We start from the raw sequence: 17215 nt of genomic DNA, 5'->3' as shown, positions 1-17215 counted from the left end.
ATATCAGATTGATTGTTTACGCGTTCGCGGTTTTCATCTTCTTCGCGTTACGGTTAGTAATGATCGCTTTCGCGAACAGAGATCCAACTAACATCGCAAAGAAGAACACTACAATGCTCACGTTGCCTAATGCCAGACTCGCAACCGCAGGGCCAGGGCAAATACCTGCCAAACCCCAACCTAAACCAAAGATGGCCGCACCAGATAACAAACGTCCGTCGATGTTCTTATTGGTTGGTGTGCAAAACGCTTCACCGCTAACTGATTGTTTTCTCGGCTTGATGATTAAAAAATAGCTTGGCATGAATACCGCGAGTGCGCCGCCCATCACAAAAGCCAAACTTGGATCCCAACTGCCAGAAATATCTAAAAATCCAATGACTTTAGCTGGGTCGATCATACCAGACACCGCCATGCCCATACCGAATAACACACCGCTCAAAAGAGCAGAAAAACGAAAAATAGTCTTGTTCATGGAATCTCTCTTAAACTAGGTGAAGTCGAACGAATACCGTTAGGCCAGCGACAGCCATAAATACACAGGTCGCCACAATAGAGCGCTTAGACAAACGGCCCATGCCACAAATGCCGTGTCCACTAGTACATCCGTTACCCAGTCTGGTTCCGATTCCTACCAATAAACCAGCGGCAATCACCATCCCTAAAGAAAGGTTCGCGGTACTAGGAACCGCAACGCCCAACATCAGAACGCTAATCAAGCCACCAGCTATCATTCCAACCGCAAAAAGCAATCGCCACGAATAATCGCCTTTTTTCGGTGACATAATGCCATTCATAATTCCACTGATTCCGGCAATTTTCCCGTTAACCAACAACAATATAGTGGCGGAGATCCCTAACAAAATGCCACCAAACAACGATTCCCATGGAATAACGTTTAACATTATTTACCTCTAAAATCTTAGCTACGAATTAGTTACAGAAAACGCTATGAAGCGCCTTGATTAATGACTCAACTCTCGGTTCTGACAACGAATAAAACACTTGCTGTGATGCCTTACGAGCCTTGATCAATTTGTGTTTGCGAAGCACCGTCAAGTGCTGTGAAAAGGCGGATTGGCTAAGGAACGAGTTCTTTTGCAGCTCCCCAACACCAACCTCACCTTGGGTCAGTTGGCACAACACCATTAGCCTTTCCGGATGTGCCATTACTTTTAGGAGATCAGCAGCTTCATTGGCATTGCCTTTCATTGCTGCTACATCCATATCTGTATAGCTCATGACTCACCTCTACATTAAAAACTAAATTAGATATTACTAAAACAAAACATTTAGTCAACGCTAAATTAGCAATTGTAAATTTAGATAAATTAACATTAGACATTTCTAATTTAGATAATTATAGTGATGAATATCAAAGGATGGCGTTCTCAGTTTGAGAGTACGAAGGAGAAGAGTTATGACGTTAGAAAATGCAGTACGAATTTTTGCAGGCACGATGGTATTGATCTCGGTCATACTAACCGTGTTCGTTCACAGTAACTTCATTTGGTTCACCGTGTTTATCGGCGTTAATCTTATTCAAAGTGCTTACACGGGAATCTGCCCTGCTGCTTATTTTTTAAAGAAATTTGGTTTTAGATAATCTAGAGCGTAGTGACCTTTCACACTGGCTATTCGTGAAAGGTCAGTTCGCCCTAAAACTTGGAGTTAAAAATGACTAAGATCTTAATCGTCGGTGGTGTTGCAGGTGGTGCATCTGCGGCGGCGCGTGCTCGTCGTCTAAGCGAAGATGCCGAAATCATCATGTTTGAACGTGGCCCGTTTGTTTCATTAGTCAACTAGATGATGGACGACATTTAAAATAGTTTTACATTGCTCTTATTAACATCTTAAAAACAAACAAAAATTCACTTGTTTTTGAGTGTGTTATTGTTTGTTTTTTACTCGCTAAGTTGGAGTGTCTATATGACCAAAATTCTCATTGTCGGTGGTGTGGCTGGCGGTGCATCAGCAGCAGCCCGCGCTCGTCGTTTAAGTGAAAATGCAGAAATTATTATGTTCGAACGAGGTAGTTTCGTGTCTTTTGCTAACTGTGGCCTTCCCTATCACATCGGTGGCGACATCAAAGATCGCAGTAAATTATTGCTACAAACACCAGAAAGCTTTTTAGCGCGTTTCAACGTTGATGTTCGTGTAATGAATGAAGTGATATCGATAAACCGTCAAGACAAAACAGTGACAGTAAAAAATCTTCTTGATGGCTCAGAATATGAAGAAACATACGACTTCCTATTACTTAGCCCAGGTGCAGGCCCTATCGTTCCACCAATTCCTGGTCTGGATAATCCGTTGACTCACTCACTACGTAATATCCCTGATATGGATCGCATCATTAAAACGATCCAGATGAACAAACCAGAGCACGCCACGGTTGTAGGTGGCGGTTTCATTGGTTTAGAAGTAATGGAAGCCTTCCATCAACTGGGTATTAAAACCACTTTGCTTGAAATGGCAGAGCAAGTCATGACACCTGTTGACCGTGAAATGGCAGGTTTTGCTCACGCAGAAATCCGTGAAAAAGGGATCGACCTTAAATTGGGCGTTGCTCTTGAGTCTGTACAATTTATTCCAAATGAACATGTGGCTAGCATAGATGCAGGTGAGAGTGAGAAACATCAACACTTAGAAGGTGAATTGGAGCTTACGCTTAATAACGGTGAAAAACTAACCACCGATATCCTGATTATGGCTATTGGTGTTCGCCCAGAAACTAAATTAGCAAAAGAAGCGGGATTAGAAATTGGGACGCTTGGTGGTATCTACACTAATGAATACATGCAAACCAGCGATCCTTCAATTTACGCTGTTGGTGATGCAGTTGAAGAAAAAGATTTTGTCACTGGCGAGCAGACACTTGTTCCTCTAGCGGGTCCAGCCAACCGTCAAGGTCGTATGGCAGCCGATAACATGCTTGGTCGTAGCGAGACTTATCAAGGTACACAAGGTACGGCGATTTGTAAGATCTTTGACCTTGCTGTGGCTTCAACGGGTAAAAATGAGAAACAGCTAAAACGCTCAGGCATTGAATACGAAAAAGTTTACGTACACACCGCAAGCCACGCGAGTTACTACCCTGGCGCTGAAATTGTTTCATTCAAAATGTTGTTCGATCCGAAATCAGGCAAGATTTTAGGTGCTCAAGCAGTTGGTAAAGACGGTATCGATAAGCGTATCGACGTTATGGCTGTTGCTCAGCGTGCAGGTATGACGGTTGAACAGCTACAACATCTAGAGTTGACTTACGCGCCCCCTTACGGCAGTGCAAAAGACGTAATAAACCAAGCTGCATTTGTCGCAAATAACATCATCAAAGGGGATGCGACAGCAATTCACTATGATGAAATGGATTCCTTAACCGAAGACCAGGTGCTACTTGATGTACGTAACCCAGGTGAACTTGAAAACGTTGGTTTTATTAAAGATGCAATCAACATTCCTGTCGACCAATTACGTCATCGTATGGACGAACTTCCAAAAGACAAAGAAATCGTGATTTATTGCCAAGTTGGGTTACGTGGTAACGTCGCGTACCGTCAATTAGTGAACTCAGGCTTTAAAGCTCGTAACTTGATTGGCGGTTATAGAACATATAAATTCGCTCATTTATAATTAGAAATGTAGAAAGCCGAGTAAGCCTCGGCTTTCTCTATAATACCAAGCAACACTACAGTTAAAATAGCATACGACTATCTACCAAATTTTACTATAAGTATCGCCCTAATTTACTTACCAGTTATTAAAACTACTCTTTTGATATGTTACCTTGTCACATGTATTTATTTACAATTGTGCAATTAACGACCTATTAATAAATAGGAGATCCACCTCTACTCTGTAAATTCAAGAGATAGAGTTCAAAACAATTAACTTTTTGAACTTAACCAAGCTATATATTCTATTTGTAAGTTATCATTGAGCAGAGTGCTTAAGTCAGTAAAAAATCTTGTTAAGCTCAGTTTTTACCAATCCAATTGGATTTACGCAATTTGATTAAATTTCTGATTTTGGCCTTCGAGAAAAATAAAAACAAAAAATTAAGAGGAACAAATGCTTACTTTTAATACGTTAAAAGAACGTCACCGTCGTGAGCGAAATAGCTATTCGCAATCACTTTCTACTCGTGTGCATCGCTCTCTAAGTTGGCTAAAGAAAGCGGAAGCATGTGAAGATGATGATTCTACATTTACTTTCCTTTGGATAGCTTTCAACTCTGCTTACGCTCAAGATTTTGAACAAAAAGCAAACTACGGTGAGCGTGGCTTGTACCAAGAGTTTTTATGTCGCCTTGTTGAACTAGATTCTGATAACTTGTTAGCTGAAATTGTCTGGCAAAACTACTCAGGTGTAATACGAGCACTGCTCGATAACGAGTTTATTCTTGAAAGCTATTGGAGCTACCATGCGGGACGCATTAGTGAACAAGAATGGAAAGAAGCTCGCAGTAAAGCTAAGGTCGCAGCTAATACAGCACTTGGGCATAACAACACAGCGTCAGTGCTTTCTATCGTATTCTCACGCCTTTACACGCTGCGTAATCAAATAATTCACGGTGGTGCGACTTATAGCAGCTCTGCGAATAGACAGCAATTAAGAGATTGCACCGTGCTCTTGGAAAAGGTTCTACCAGTTATCATCAAGATTATGATGGATGGTAGTAGTGAGCTATGGGGTGACCCTGTTTATCCTTTTATTACTGAGCAATAATATAGATCGAAGCGACATTCTATGAATGTCGCTTTTCTATTTCTGAACATCCAGCTAAAGCTACAACTTCACGACAGATGGTTTAATAACTTTACCTGTTTTGGTATTAACGTAACCATGAAGCATGATCTGGGTGATAGAGCCACTTGTGTTGTGGCTAGAGCTATGTTTTATGTGACACTGAGTGTCAAACGAGTCCCCAGAGCTAACCTCTTGAAGTGCGAACATAGGATAAGCTAAGGTAAAACGCTTAAATAACAGATTGAATAGCGAAATCACATTAGCTATATCACCATTATTTCCGTTGACTGTTTCACTCTTCGCATAATCCCATAGATTAGAAATATTTTTCTCTTGAATCCCACAAGAAATCAAACCTTGAACTGTTGTATCTTTAAAGATTCCAGATAAAGACTGAAGTGTTTGCTCTGACAATCGGCTATATAACTCAAGAACTTGTAGATCATCACGGAAATTATTTCTGTAATACTCAAGCTTCTGGTTTAACTCGGTCACATCATTCTGTAACTGATTCTTCGTCTCTGCTAGTAGTTTAAGATCAGCCTGTAGTTTCACAACCAACAGATCCTTATCCCCATTTTGTTCAGAAAGTTGCCCAACCCTAACTCCAGCCTTTTCTTTAGCTTCTTTCTCCATACAAAGCAAAGACTTTAACTTATCAATAAATTGCTTCAAATCTTCGTTCTCACTCTCAACCTTTTGTAGGCTCGCTTTCGCACACTCTAATTCAGAATCATCAAACCTGGATACTTGCTCTTTTTCTGACGGTGGCTCTACGCAATCATTTTTTTCAACAACTATCTCACGTACCTTTGCTCGCACTGTTTCGTCTTCCAGAGCCTTTAACAGGGCTTGAATATTAATATCCATAGCACTTACCTACGTCCGTATTCTTTGGTTTTTTTTCGATAAAAAGCTTGGAGGCTAGTTCCAACTGATAATTTCTCACTCTCCACTGAGTCATCTGCTTCAATGTCATCTGCTTCAATGTCAGATGCTACAAGCGAAACATAAGATGCTGTATACGCAGTTAGAGTTTCAATTTGGGGATAACTTGTTATAACAGCCCCTGAAAAGCTCAACTCTTCTGTTAACCAACTAATCTCTTTCACAGAACTAACAAAGCTCTCTGCAATGCTTATATCAGAATCAACCTGGAAGTCGTTATCGTCCGAAACAATCACCAAAGCTAAGGTTTCACCATCAACGTACTCAATCTTCTTCTTGAAAATCTCCCAGAAGTTTTCTTGAGGAACTGCCATTTCACCAGCAAATAGAATTAATTCAAGCTCACCGCCAATAACTCGGTTTGCTTTAACTCGATTCTTCTTTGCCTGAATAATAAAATCAGACATTTAAGATTTTAACTCCATAACCTTGTCTTCGATTTGCTCAGTAGTCAATTCTGGCTCAAGCTTTTGATATGCCTCCACTAGAGCGCTACCGTGTTTATGGCTCTCATCAATGCTCAACTCATCTTTTAAATACAAGCTGTAATCATCTGTATTAAGGTTTTTCTCTTTGTAAGCCTTAATCATGCCAATAATTTTTTTCGCTTCTAAATCTTGTGCGGCAACTGTTGCCATAAATGATGGACTTACAACAGTATTAAGTTTTTCATTAATACCTTCTAATGTGATAGAAGCACCAATAGATGATCTCGCTAATTTTTCAGCATCACTAAGGCTGTCGAGTTTTTCTTTGTCAATCACCACATCATTTCTTAAATGGTCGATATATTCACTTATTGAGTCGAAGTCATTGGGTGTCTTCTCACTCAACATCGCTTTCTCACCAAGTTCTTCCATACTCTCTTCAGGACGGATAATACCTAGAGAAATACCCACGCTTTTTATCGCCTCTCCTACTTTTTCAGCGAGGCTGACCCCGAGGCTAGTAATAGATGTCGCAACCTTGACAATCTCTGAACCTATTTTCGATACAGCACCACCAATTACACTACAAGCACTACTTACAAAACTGCTAACGCTACTCCAAAACCCCATAATTCCTAACCTCTCACTTTGATGTCTTTTCTGAATTCATCTCGCTGATGCATTGAAATACGAGTTTCGCTATCTTCATTTAAGTATGAGAGGAAGTCATACAATGTAGCTTCTCGGGTCTCTTTATCTTTTGCACTACTTGGGTTGTAGCAACATAAAGAAATATATTGATACATAAACTCCCATCCAAATTTATCCAAACATTGAATAAGTCTGCGTTTATCTTTTTCTTTACCTAACGAGTCATACCACGCGTCTGCAATTTCACCATGAAGAAACTTACCCACGTCATCTCTAGATGGCTGCTCATCTAATAGCTCTAAGCCCTGAATTAAACCTGACTTATAATTCTTAGCATAGTAAGCAAGAGCAAGTTGACGAATGTCACTAGGAGACACGTCTATTTCGTTGGTTTTACTAGCAAGTTCTTTGATCTGAACTTGAAGCGGTTTACTCATGCCTGAACTGGATAAAATCACTCGGCCAGGTTCAAGGTTGGATAAAAAATCTTTCTGCTCATCAGAAAGAGCCATCGTGTTACCTACCGCTTCTTTGTCATCTTTTGCGAAAAGCTTATGAATGATCTTTGTATTGGTATTCTTTAACACTTCTGGTGTGAGTTTATTCGGAATTTGGTCAACGATAATGAGTGACTCACCGTATTTACGAACTTCTGCCAACATATCAGCAAACGTTTCCACACCTTGCTTTTTATTCTGACTATCACCTGGTTCAAACTTAGATAGCAATCGGTGTGCCTCTTCGATGAGTGTTATGTGACGGAACTTCTTACCTTGACTCTGATATTCATAATAATTAGCTCGAATTGCTTCATTTAGGTTTGCGAGAACAAAGCCCATAATTAATGACTTTTCACTTGGGTTACGGATCTCTTCAAGCTCTAAAATCACACTTTTAGTCGCTAGATCTTTAAAGTTGATAGAACGAGGGGTATCTAGCATTAGCCCTTTTGAACCAATAAGTAGACCTTGTAATCTAGCCTTAATTGAGCCGATATAATCTTGTTTCAGCCTGTCATCAAATCCCTGATCCACCACAACTTGTTCAGTCATAGCCATCAGTTCACTCAAGGTAGGGAACGCATAAACACCTGGTGCGAACGGATCATCAAATCGCTTGTTCTTAGACGTCGCAATATTCCAACCTTTATTCTCGTAGCATCTATAGATTGCAGCTTCTATTAACTGAGGTATTGCCGCTTCCATATCAAAAGCAGATTCGATACTTGCTTTGATCATATCAACACGAGAAGTAATGTTTTCGTGAGGGAGAAACTCAAAAGGATTCAGCCTGAAGGGAGCAACATTATCGTTACCAAGAGTAAAAATAAGAATGTCTTTGTTCTTCTTGGTTAATACCCGATACTCTGTTTTTGCAGGTTCGATTACAAGGAATGGCATTTTTGCTGATTCAAGTATACGATGACAAGTCGTTGTCTTACCACTACCCGTAACTCCAGCGATAAAGGTGTGCTTATCAAGATCTCTCTTGTCTATATTGACGTCGATATTTTGGTGTAAACCACTTTTCACTAGATTACCTAGATAGAGTTGGTTCTCCTCTTCGATCTCTGAACTCACGTTCAAACCAAATTCGACTTCTTCTTTTAGTGTTAAGCCGACTACCTCTTTTTGGGGCAAACCTGCAACGACACTCAGCTCATTAGTCGATAACCAGTTACACAAATAACGATTAAATGGCTTTCTAGAAAAAAGTAAATCTAGTTGCTGTTCATTACTAATACTTCCATCAAGCGAATCCTTATAATTTCTTTTAAGCATGGGGAATTGGAAATTCTTTACCGCATTTAGCTCATTTGGATTGGCTACGCTCTTAAACGTTAAAGGTGATTTATTTATGTCCTCACCAGAAAATATAGATCGAGCTGTATTCCCAAGTTTTAGTACACTTGCTACCGAGTCAGAAAAAAGATAAACATTCGATAAATAAAGACCTTTATTTTTTCCAACCTGTACGCGTTTCAATAATACCTCATCAATATAGGCAAGCCATTCTTGTATTGATTTATCACCATACTCTCGTGACTCACTTGATGACCTGCCTTTTTGATTTGATGTATTGCTACCCACATTTTTAGCAATTGATTTTGAAGTCGTAGTCCCTTTAGTTTTCGCTTCAGAACCATTTTCATGTTTATGATGGTCAATTTCAGCAGCGCTTTGTGAGGTTTGCTCGCTACTGCCAGTTTTGCTTGTTCCAGTAGTTATTGTTACTGATTTCCCTGTATTCTTAGTAATACTAATTCCGTCATTTTCCCCTGTTGATGTAGTGTCAGTTGACCCTTCCGACGTGCCTTGAGTCGTTGAAAAACTATCTCCATCCTGAACACTTTTTTTCGATAGAGGCAAAAGCTTGTTGTAAATACTATATAACTGGCTCTCTATCTGATTGATTTCTCGTAGAGATAGAGGATCTGCCATCACCATCAAGCAGAAATTATTACCATTCATAATGTCAACTAGGCGGTCAACGCCTTGGAATTGTTCATTGTCTTCATGAACACTCGGTACGCCGTCTAACTTTGCTATATGAGCATATGACTCTATGGTGCTTTTTACCACGACACGCTCTACTTTATCTAGGCGCCTTACAACACTACCTCTAAAGTTACCTTCGAGTGAGGGCTTTAGAATTGATTCGCCTATATCATCAACATCAAGAACTAATTCACCTTTGTATTTTTTATCCTTAGCTATACCAAATAAGAAATTGACCTTTTTACCATCACTTAATAGCACATAGATGAATATAACCCCTTCAATGCTAAGTGAACTCAATACATTCTCAAACGCTTCTTTTCTCGGTGAGTCTTCATCAAAGGTGACTTCTTTTATGTGATATAAAGTAAAGTCATGGTCATTAAGCCAGGTTGGCTTCTCTAAGTATTCTCTGGATTCAACTTTATGCTCTGCTGTTCGAATTAGTTCTGCTAACGCTTTGTCTGACATCATAAATCCTTAGCGTAAATCCATTACAGCGTCTTCTGCTTCTTCCACACTCATCGTCGGATTGGCAGTCTGATAAGCATTAACGAATACATTACTATGTCGGTGAGTGTCCTCAATACTCAAAGAATCACCTAAATACTTTTGAACATCATCTGAATTTAAACCACTTGATTCATAAGATTTCACAAGGGCAACGACGACTGTAGGATCGATATCATGCTCACTGATAGCGTTTAAGAATGGAATCGAAACATCTGCTTCCAAAGCTTGTCCTATACCTTTTACGGCAATTGCAACACCAACAGCTTGACGTGTTATTACATCAACAGGATCAGTGCTAAGGTTTTCTTCATCAATTTCTACATTATTTCGCAAATAATCGATGTAATCATTAATCTGTTCGAAATCTTCTGGTGTTTTTTCCGCTACCATTGCCTTTGCGCCAAGTTCGTCAGCACTTTCGTTAGGTTTAAATACATCAGCCACCAGGCTGATGGCCTCTACTGTATTGACAACTTTTGGCAAGTTTTTACCAACAATCTCAATGACCATCGGAGCATACTTGGCAATCATGGGACCAATGCTAGATGCAATTTTAGTAATTGTTGTAATAATACTTGGGATCAGGGTTGGAGGAACAATCATCTTCTTACCTTATAGCTCAATACGTTGAATTTCATTTAGGTACTGCTCGTTTGCAATATCTTCTTCATTTGCGACAACGTACTCAATTGCAGTTGGCGACACGACTCGAATGTAAACCAGTGCATCCTCATCCGTTATATCAAGCTTAACCACTTTCTTCTTAATACTGCTATCACCAATCGAAACCTGACCTGTACTTGCACTTGGCTGATCGGTAAAGAAGATTTCAAACGTGTCATAGTAGGCATCAATAAAGTCATTCCACTGGTTAAACTTCACTTCTCTATCAATTAGCGGTTTGAACTTCTTCTTTCGGCTCTCACCCAAGTAGTATTTGAAGCGTACATCTTCATCAGCAATGTTATGGTCTACAACTTTAATTCTTCCACCGTCTCGAGACTCAATTAGACCAAACGCCACGCCTGTTTTACCTGTAGGTTTTTCAACATCATTCTTATCAGCCCCTAAAGGAGCAAACAACTCAAAACGGCTTTCACCTTCAGACATCCCCATCTCTTGGTGCTGCAAGGCTATATGTTTTTCAAATAGAGTATTTACAAAGCTTGACTGACTAGAGTTACCAGCAAGGAAGATTTTTACGCTACTGATATCTGCTAGAGATAAACGGCTGTTGCTAAATGCCAAACGTAACGCATCAAAGAAATTCTCAACCCCTCGTTCAATACGATCCGACAGGATTTTATTCAGCTCTTCTTCATCGAAGTCTAGATCAATAGCAGCGTGCTGGACACCATTAATGTCTGTCAACGTCACCGAAAGCTTACCAGACGAACCGTATGAAAAGTCCTCATGCTCTTCCCAGAATGGACGTAAAGCAATACAAAGCTGCTTGGTATTCCTTCTTGCTTCTTGAGAATTACTGAGGAGCTGCTCACTCCCTGCAAACGCATCTCTTTCTGGATGTTTTTCAAACTGAATGCCTTTTTCAAACAGAGTGTTCTTGCTCTTTTTAAATACTTCAAAAGCAAGAAGCTCCAATAGGTTTTCTCCTCCTAAGAACTTGTCACCACCCGCACCAAAGTGTTCAATCACGTAGTCAAAGCGTCTTTTATCTTTGCGATCTGTTGGTTCGCTGTAGATGCCAAAATCAAAGTCTGTCGTGCCACCACCGAAATCAAATACGCCATAGAACACACGCTCATCACCTTCTGGATCAAAACCGTACTGTTGTAAAGCAGTCAATGCATAAGCAGCAGGTTCACTTGCACCTTTGGTCACAGTGATCTGGTTAATCGTTCCTTCGCCAAGTTCAGCAGGAAGCGACTTCTTAAGACCTTTTTCAAAACTCTCGATAATCTTGTCACGGATTGGCATTTCATACGTAACAGGGAAAGAGAGAATGTAATTCATGAAGATACCGTTATTGAGGTTGTTAATATACAAACCTAAGTAATAGGCATAGATTTCAATTGGGTTGAAATCATCATCTTTTAACTCAAGAAATGGAGGTAAATCGATAACCTTTCCATTCTGACCTACGATCTTAAGTTTTCTGTTTTTATCACCCGCCCACTGCTTAATTTCATCTAAGAAAGTGTTGAATTTGCTTGACTCACTACCTTGCATTGAGTTTTGTGCAGTGTGAGATATTGTTAGATCTTTCCAACGAGTATAAGGTTTGTTTGCTTTAGCATTATAGGCACTCGTAAATGACTCTAGATTGATAAACTCCATGATGGTTGGGTTTTCATAGTGATGAGAAGCAATCTCTTTACTAAGGTCACCAGTACCAATACGCATCGGGTGAATGTTGACGTTATCTTTCTGATATACAACAACTGTGCTTTTTGTACCGAAGTCAATTGATACCACACCATCATTGATGCTTGTCTTTGGATCTCGTGCAACGAGTTTGGTTGGTAGATCGATGTTAATAGAAGCATCAGTATCTAGCTCATCTTGCCACAATGACCAATGACCCAACTCGGTATCATCAAGGATTTTCTTATGGTAAGGGCTAATATCGGCCCGTATTGTATCTTCAATAAGAAGCGAATTAACTACCTTCTGTGTTACTGCTCTGTCTATTACTTCATCAGCAATATTTGTATATTTGTTGAAAAGGCTCTTATCCCCAAGATGGAAAATTTTTAATAGCGTTTCATAATCTTCGTTATTTTTTAGCTCTACTAGCCTAAAACCGCGCTGGAGAATTTCTATAAACAGATCTCTATCTGACATCTCTTTCAAATCTGAAGATAAAAATGGTAAAGCTTTACCAGTGGAACAATCATGTCTTTTTTCTTTATCAAAATGAAAACCAGTCACTAGATCATTGTAATCAAAAAGTGCATGCTGGTAGTTTAAAGGTCGCTTACTATACGTATTAAATGGAGCATTACTTAACTCAGTCAAAGAGTCTAGTTCAGCTAAATTTGGAATTGACCATTCATTAACTGGATCAAGGATTATATTATTTATATCATCTTCGACATAACTTAACTCTGTTCCTGAGTGATAATCTTTAAAGCAATTCGGCTGCGACTTAATCAACCAAAAGCCAACTACCCGCTTATCAAAATATATTTCATTATCTAAACTGACCCAACGTTCTGCTGACAAGACATTCTGAACTGTGCTATAGCAACTATTTAGTAGCTCAAGTATAGGACTAAACGAACTAGCTTCTTTTTTAAACAGCTCCACATCTCTCGCTAGAATAGTGTCAAATGTTTTGTTGGGTTCCACGAATAATCCGACTTTTTCTGACAATTCAGATGGAATTTTCCATTTAGATATTAGTTTAGTATACATATTGTTCTCTTTTCTAATACTTAACAATTCCGCCTATTGATAAGCTTCGACTCTTACATTGTTGTTTTTAAAAACGAAACCTAATCATCTGCTATTGCGCAGTTTTTATAAGGCTTAGGCTCTGGGATAACATGTTAATTTTCAATGCTTGCCAAATTCACATCCCAAATATTTTCTTTGAAGCCATCTAACCAATGCTGGAGTTGCTTAGAACGAACTACTGTCGCAAACACGTTATAATGTTTGTCTGACTCAGTAATAGTTTGATCTGTTGACAATGGTGTTTCGGTAAGATGGAAACCAGCTTCCTTTGTGATAGAGAACGACAGAGAGCACTTCTCCCCTTCACCAAAACGAAACCTGCCATCAGCATCATACTGACTTAGCTTGAATGTTTTGGGGCGCTCAAATGTGAACGTCGAACTAGCTGCTTTTGTAATTCTATGAATGGCTAAACTACGCTCATTATCATATCCATCAAAACGACAAACAAGGTAAAGTCTATGCCCTTGTTGCGCTAACCCCAAGGGCATCACTATTCCTGACTTATGTTCTTGTCGAGCATTATAGTACTCGATGTTTAATAGACGATTATGATAAAGCGCGTTGCTAATTTCTTGAAAAACACAAGAGTCAATTTTAGGTGGAAGTAAAGGTTGAGTTTCACTAACAACAGCAACCTTTTTTAACCACTGACGCTCCTTACTATTGATTAAGCTAGGATTAAGTTGGTATTTAGCTTCTTGGAAGAACCCATCAAGTGACGAAAGTAAGTTAGCAGGTAGAAGATGCGTCAAATACTCTTGGGACAATGCCAACAGTAGCGCTTCTTGAGGTGTTAGGTTTTGTAACGCCAGACTTTCACTGTTTCTATCCCACCGATAACCATATGGCTTACTACGATCATCGCGCACAATATCAAAATGTTCGCAAAGCATCTCCAACGTCCGTTGGACACTTCGCAAATCACGTACTAAACCTATTTGACACAGTTGTTCATGTAGTTCTTTTGCTGTAGTTTGATGAAATTTAGGAATACGTTTCAAAATTTCAAACGCAATTACTAAAGATTCTTGGGTGCTTGCTCGCTTAGCCATCTGATCCAACTTGTATAGAATATGATGATTCAAAAGATATCCGACTCATTGTGAGGTTCGTGAACACTACGCGTGAAACGGATAAATTTCATACAACACATTGATTTTTTTATTTATAATTCTAAATATTAATACGCTTTTTGTTCTTTTTATGCAACTATGAGTTCGTCACTTCGCCTAGCAATTCAACAAAATGAAGAGTACATCAACTTCTGACATAATGTGTCGTATATAACCTGGCTAGGTCCCCTTAATCTAATTCAGTTAATATCGAGCAATGTGCATATATCCAAAAAAAAACGCTCAATGAAAAGCAAACCATTGCCATTTTAGAGGGAGCGAAAGAAGGTATTTCAGCCCGAGCGCTTTGCGGCAAGCTTTGAATCTAGGATGGTTTATATACGCTGCACTGGATGCCCTCTGAAGCTCATCTAAAAACACTAAAAGAAGAAATGCCAGACTCAAAAAGTTACTGGTTGAGAAACTGCTAGATGCTGAAGCCCCGAAGATTGCTCTCCACCCAAAGTACTGGCCGCAGATGACAAGCTCAAGGTTGATAAAGTTCCCCTAAAAGATATCGCCCTTTCTAAGCAGATAAACTGTCTATTCTTCAGTATTCAACACGTATCAATACGTTATTAAACCACAAGCGAATTCACCTCTTGAACTATCATTAGGCGTAATGGTCAACAAACGAAGACAGAAAAAGTCACATGAACGCAAATCAATATCTCGATATGGATTACAATAAGAATCACCTCCACATAGCTCAGGTTTAGATCAGCTCTCTATGCAAATTAAAATCTGTTATTGATACTTCTGTTGGATAATAAGCAAAACAAATACGACACATTACGACGTAGTACTATGTATTCTCAACGCCTGTGTTAAAACTGATGTTGGGTGAATGATGGTATTTGATTCTATTGAGAGACACGAAGACAGAGTTAACTCTCGCTACGAGAAAACGCTGCAAGAAACGATTTTTCATTTAGAGCAAAAAAACAAAGAACTTATGCAAAAAATCACGCAACTTGAATCACGACTTAATCATGATTATCTAACAAAGCTTAAGAGCCGTGAAGCTGCCCTGAACGCTATAGATTCGTCTTTGAAAAACAATGAGATTCATACTATAGCTGTAGTATTTATGGATATGGATAATTTAAAATTAATCAATGATTATGGTGGTCATATCTTAGGTGATGAGGCGTTGAAACTCTTTGGTTCAACTTTAAAATTATTAGAAAAGCCTGCACACTGCATATCCCGTCTAGGAGGAGACGAATTTATTGCGATCTTACCAAATTACACAGAAAGTCAAGTACATGAATGGTGCTTGGCACTAGATGAATTACTTAAACAAACCAACCCACTGAGCTTCAATGCACAAAAAATCAAAGTTACAGTTTCAACAGGATATTATTTATACGACAAGCACTCTGATAACCCAACTAAAACCAGTCAGGATATGATTGAACTGGCTGATTCTTCTATGTATGTGTCTAAACGAGAAAAGTTTACAATAAGGAAAAGAACTCCAACAACACAGACGATTTAACATATAAACAAACCAATAACATATTAGCCCTCGGTTAATAAACTTATTATTATCTTATCAAGGTAACATTAAAAATTATGGTTTTTATACCTACATTCAACCAAAAGTTAAACCATAAAATATAGACACCCATAAGAAAGGTAATTTAATTTACAAAAAATAAATAGCATAATAAATAGTGCATGAAAAATATAAATAGTATTTACTTTGTTATTTTAAAATTTAAAACAAATCACCTTTTATCATTTTAAATAATCTAAATATTTATATTTATTAGTGCGATAGCTTTTAAAACAACCAACAAATTAAACCTGGTTATATAAAGTAAAGAATAAAAATAAATTATAATTTCATAGTATTTATGGTTATAATATAAGAAAAAAGAAATTAACAAGCGGATACTGCTCTTCCCAATTTGTTCCAATTTGGTCGTTTGTAGCTTTAGCCTCCTGCTAGTCGGTTGCGCTAACATGCTTCGCAGTTATCGCTAAGTCGCACGCTGTTGCTTTCTAGATAATAAAAATAAAATAATAATAAAAAAAGAAATAATAAAATGAAGATTTCAGAAAAAGAAGACTTAAATAAAATAATAAGAGAAGTAGTAGTTAACACAAAAAGAGAAAATATAGATAAACTAAGAGCGCTTATCGAGCAGACAGATTACAGCCTAGAAGAGTTACAATTTATTGTACTATCTTTACTTCCGCAATTTTCAAACACATCAAAAATTACATTTAGTTCTCATGCGCATTTTTGCAACTTCATAGTAAAAAGTATTTACGTTAAAAATAATCCAGATAACTATGACGAAAATGCTGTTGCTGACTCGCATAACATCCTGAATGCAGTCGAAAACGGCTTCAAAGAAGAGCGTAAAGAAACTGAAGACTTATATAATGTAGCAATAAAAACACATGTAACTAAAGAAACCAAAAGACGCTTTACAGCGTGCAAAAATAGTTACAACTACCGCTCTGATGCTGCTTTTCTGAGGGACATTATCTCAAACCAAATCGAGCCGCGCCCGAGCAATGACGAAGCGTATTTACAGTACTTTAAAGAAACTAAAGAGCTATCAAAAGCATTGCAGGTGCTTGCAGAAGACATTGAAGATGCTGACAGCGCTAAATTAGCTAAACTAAGTAAATGCATTAAAGAGCTTAAGAAGAGCGTTGATGCTACACGCAAGCTAGCCATAGATTCTCACTCATCAGCAACAGCCAAGGTACTAGCTTTAAAATACTTATCTTCGCGTCAGTTAGATGAGATATGCAAACAAAAGATACTAGAAGAAGCTGAATTATAAAGCCTGAATTCTCGCCTTATTTTTAAGGCGGGTTTATCTACCCTTTCTTATTACTTTCTCACTCACAATAATAATAAAGAGACAAT

Annotated in this window: 16 protein-coding genes; 6 read left to right on the top strand and 10 right to left on the bottom strand. The window is 38.6% G+C overall.

All coding sequences use genetic code 11. The annotated features are described in order from the left end of the window. Positions 1-16: 16 nt before the first annotated feature. Genes NL644_RS04350 through NL644_RS04340 form a run of 3 tightly spaced genes read right to left on the bottom strand, consistent with a single transcriptional unit; the run spans position 17 to position 1242 of the window. A complete protein-coding gene (locus tag NL644_RS04350; protein WP_069488810.1) occupies positions 17-475 on the bottom strand; it encodes a YeeE/YedE family protein in 459 nt (152 codons plus the stop codon). A gap of 10 nt (positions 476-485) precedes the next feature. Beyond that, positions 486-905, bottom strand: coding sequence for a YeeE/YedE family protein (locus NL644_RS04345; protein WP_005394547.1), 420 nt, complete (start codon positions 903-905; stop codon positions 486-488). 28 nt (positions 906-933) lie between these two features. After that, positions 934-1242 carry a metalloregulator ArsR/SmtB family transcription factor gene (locus NL644_RS04340; RefSeq protein WP_012842251.1) on the bottom strand — a complete coding sequence of 103 codons (309 nt, stop codon included), beginning with the start codon at positions 1240-1242 and terminating at the stop codon, positions 934-936. A 178-nt stretch (positions 1243-1420) separates the two neighbouring features. Between NL644_RS04340 and NL644_RS04335 the strand changes: the two genes are divergently transcribed. The 4 genes from NL644_RS04335 (at position 1421) to NL644_RS04320 (ending at position 4728) form a co-directional block, all read left to right on the top strand. Continuing rightward, positions 1421-1606, top strand: a complete 186-nt coding sequence (locus NL644_RS04335) for a DUF2892 domain-containing protein (RefSeq protein ID WP_012842250.1) — start codon at positions 1421-1423, stop codon at positions 1604-1606. 71 nt (positions 1607-1677) lie between these two features. Further along, the gene (locus NL644_RS04330; protein ID WP_046875441.1) at positions 1678-1806 is read left to right on the top strand and encodes a hypothetical protein; all 129 of its coding nucleotides are present in this window, start codon (positions 1678-1680) and stop codon (positions 1804-1806) included. Positions 1807-1929: 123 nt separating this feature from the next. Further along, positions 1930-3633, top strand: coding sequence for an FAD-dependent oxidoreductase (locus NL644_RS04325; protein ID WP_253658065.1), 1704 nt, complete (start codon positions 1930-1932; stop codon positions 3631-3633). Between the two features lie 438 nt (positions 3634-4071). Then, entirely contained in the window at positions 4072-4728 is a 657-nt protein-coding gene (locus NL644_RS04320) for a HEPN domain-containing protein (protein WP_253658064.1), read from the top strand. Between the two features lie 60 nt (positions 4729-4788). On the opposite strand, the gene NL644_RS04315 is transcribed toward NL644_RS04320, so the two are convergent. From NL644_RS04315 to NL644_RS04285, 7 genes are all read right to left on the bottom strand, one after another. Next, positions 4789-5619 (bottom strand): hypothetical protein, encoded by an 831-nt coding sequence (locus tag NL644_RS04315; RefSeq protein WP_253658063.1) that lies wholly within the window; start codon positions 5617-5619, stop codon positions 4789-4791. A gap of 5 nt (positions 5620-5624) precedes the next feature. Beyond that, positions 5625-6104: a hypothetical protein gene (locus tag NL644_RS04310; protein ID WP_253658062.1), complete on the bottom strand. Its 480-nt coding sequence runs from the start codon at positions 6102-6104 to the stop codon at positions 5625-5627. Further along, positions 6105-6755 carry a hypothetical protein gene (locus NL644_RS04305; RefSeq protein WP_253658061.1) on the bottom strand — a complete coding sequence of 217 codons (651 nt, stop codon included), beginning with the start codon at positions 6753-6755 and terminating at the stop codon, positions 6105-6107. It abuts the gene before it with no gap. Positions 6756-6760: 5 nt separating this feature from the next. Beyond that, positions 6761-9745, bottom strand: coding sequence for an ATP-binding protein (locus NL644_RS04300; protein WP_253658060.1), 2985 nt, complete (start codon positions 9743-9745; stop codon positions 6761-6763). A gap of 9 nt (positions 9746-9754) precedes the next feature. Further along, positions 9755-10390, bottom strand: coding sequence for a hypothetical protein (locus NL644_RS04295; protein ID WP_253658059.1), 636 nt, complete (start codon positions 10388-10390; stop codon positions 9755-9757). 9 nt (positions 10391-10399) lie between these two features. Further along, positions 10400-13192, bottom strand: a complete 2793-nt coding sequence (locus NL644_RS04290) for a molecular chaperone DnaK (RefSeq protein ID WP_253658058.1) — start codon at positions 13190-13192, stop codon at positions 10400-10402. A gap of 107 nt (positions 13193-13299) precedes the next feature. After that, on the bottom strand, positions 13300-14262 hold the full coding sequence (locus NL644_RS04285; RefSeq protein ID WP_025499140.1) for a YafY family protein: 963 nt from the start codon (positions 14260-14262) through the stop codon (positions 13300-13302). 907 nt (positions 14263-15169) lie between these two features. On the opposite strand from NL644_RS04285, the gene NL644_RS04280 reads away from it, so the two are divergent. Together NL644_RS04280 and NL644_RS04275 are read left to right on the top strand one after the other, a co-directional pair. Beyond that, the gene (locus NL644_RS04280; RefSeq protein ID WP_049879076.1) at positions 15170-15823 is read left to right on the top strand and encodes a GGDEF domain-containing protein; all 654 of its coding nucleotides are present in this window, start codon (positions 15170-15172) and stop codon (positions 15821-15823) included. A gap of 553 nt (positions 15824-16376) precedes the next feature. Beyond that, positions 16377-17129 carry a chromosome partitioning protein ParA gene (locus tag NL644_RS04275; protein WP_253658057.1) on the top strand — a complete coding sequence of 251 codons (753 nt, stop codon included), beginning with the start codon at positions 16377-16379 and terminating at the stop codon, positions 17127-17129. Positions 17130-17215: the final 86 nt, after the last annotated feature.

Source organism: Vibrio sp. Y10_XG_PY6 (genome assembly GCF_024181795.1).
GTDB lineage: Bacteria > Pseudomonadota > Gammaproteobacteria > Enterobacterales > Vibrionaceae > Vibrio > Vibrio diabolicus.
This window is presented reverse-complemented; position numbering and strand designations above follow the sequence as displayed.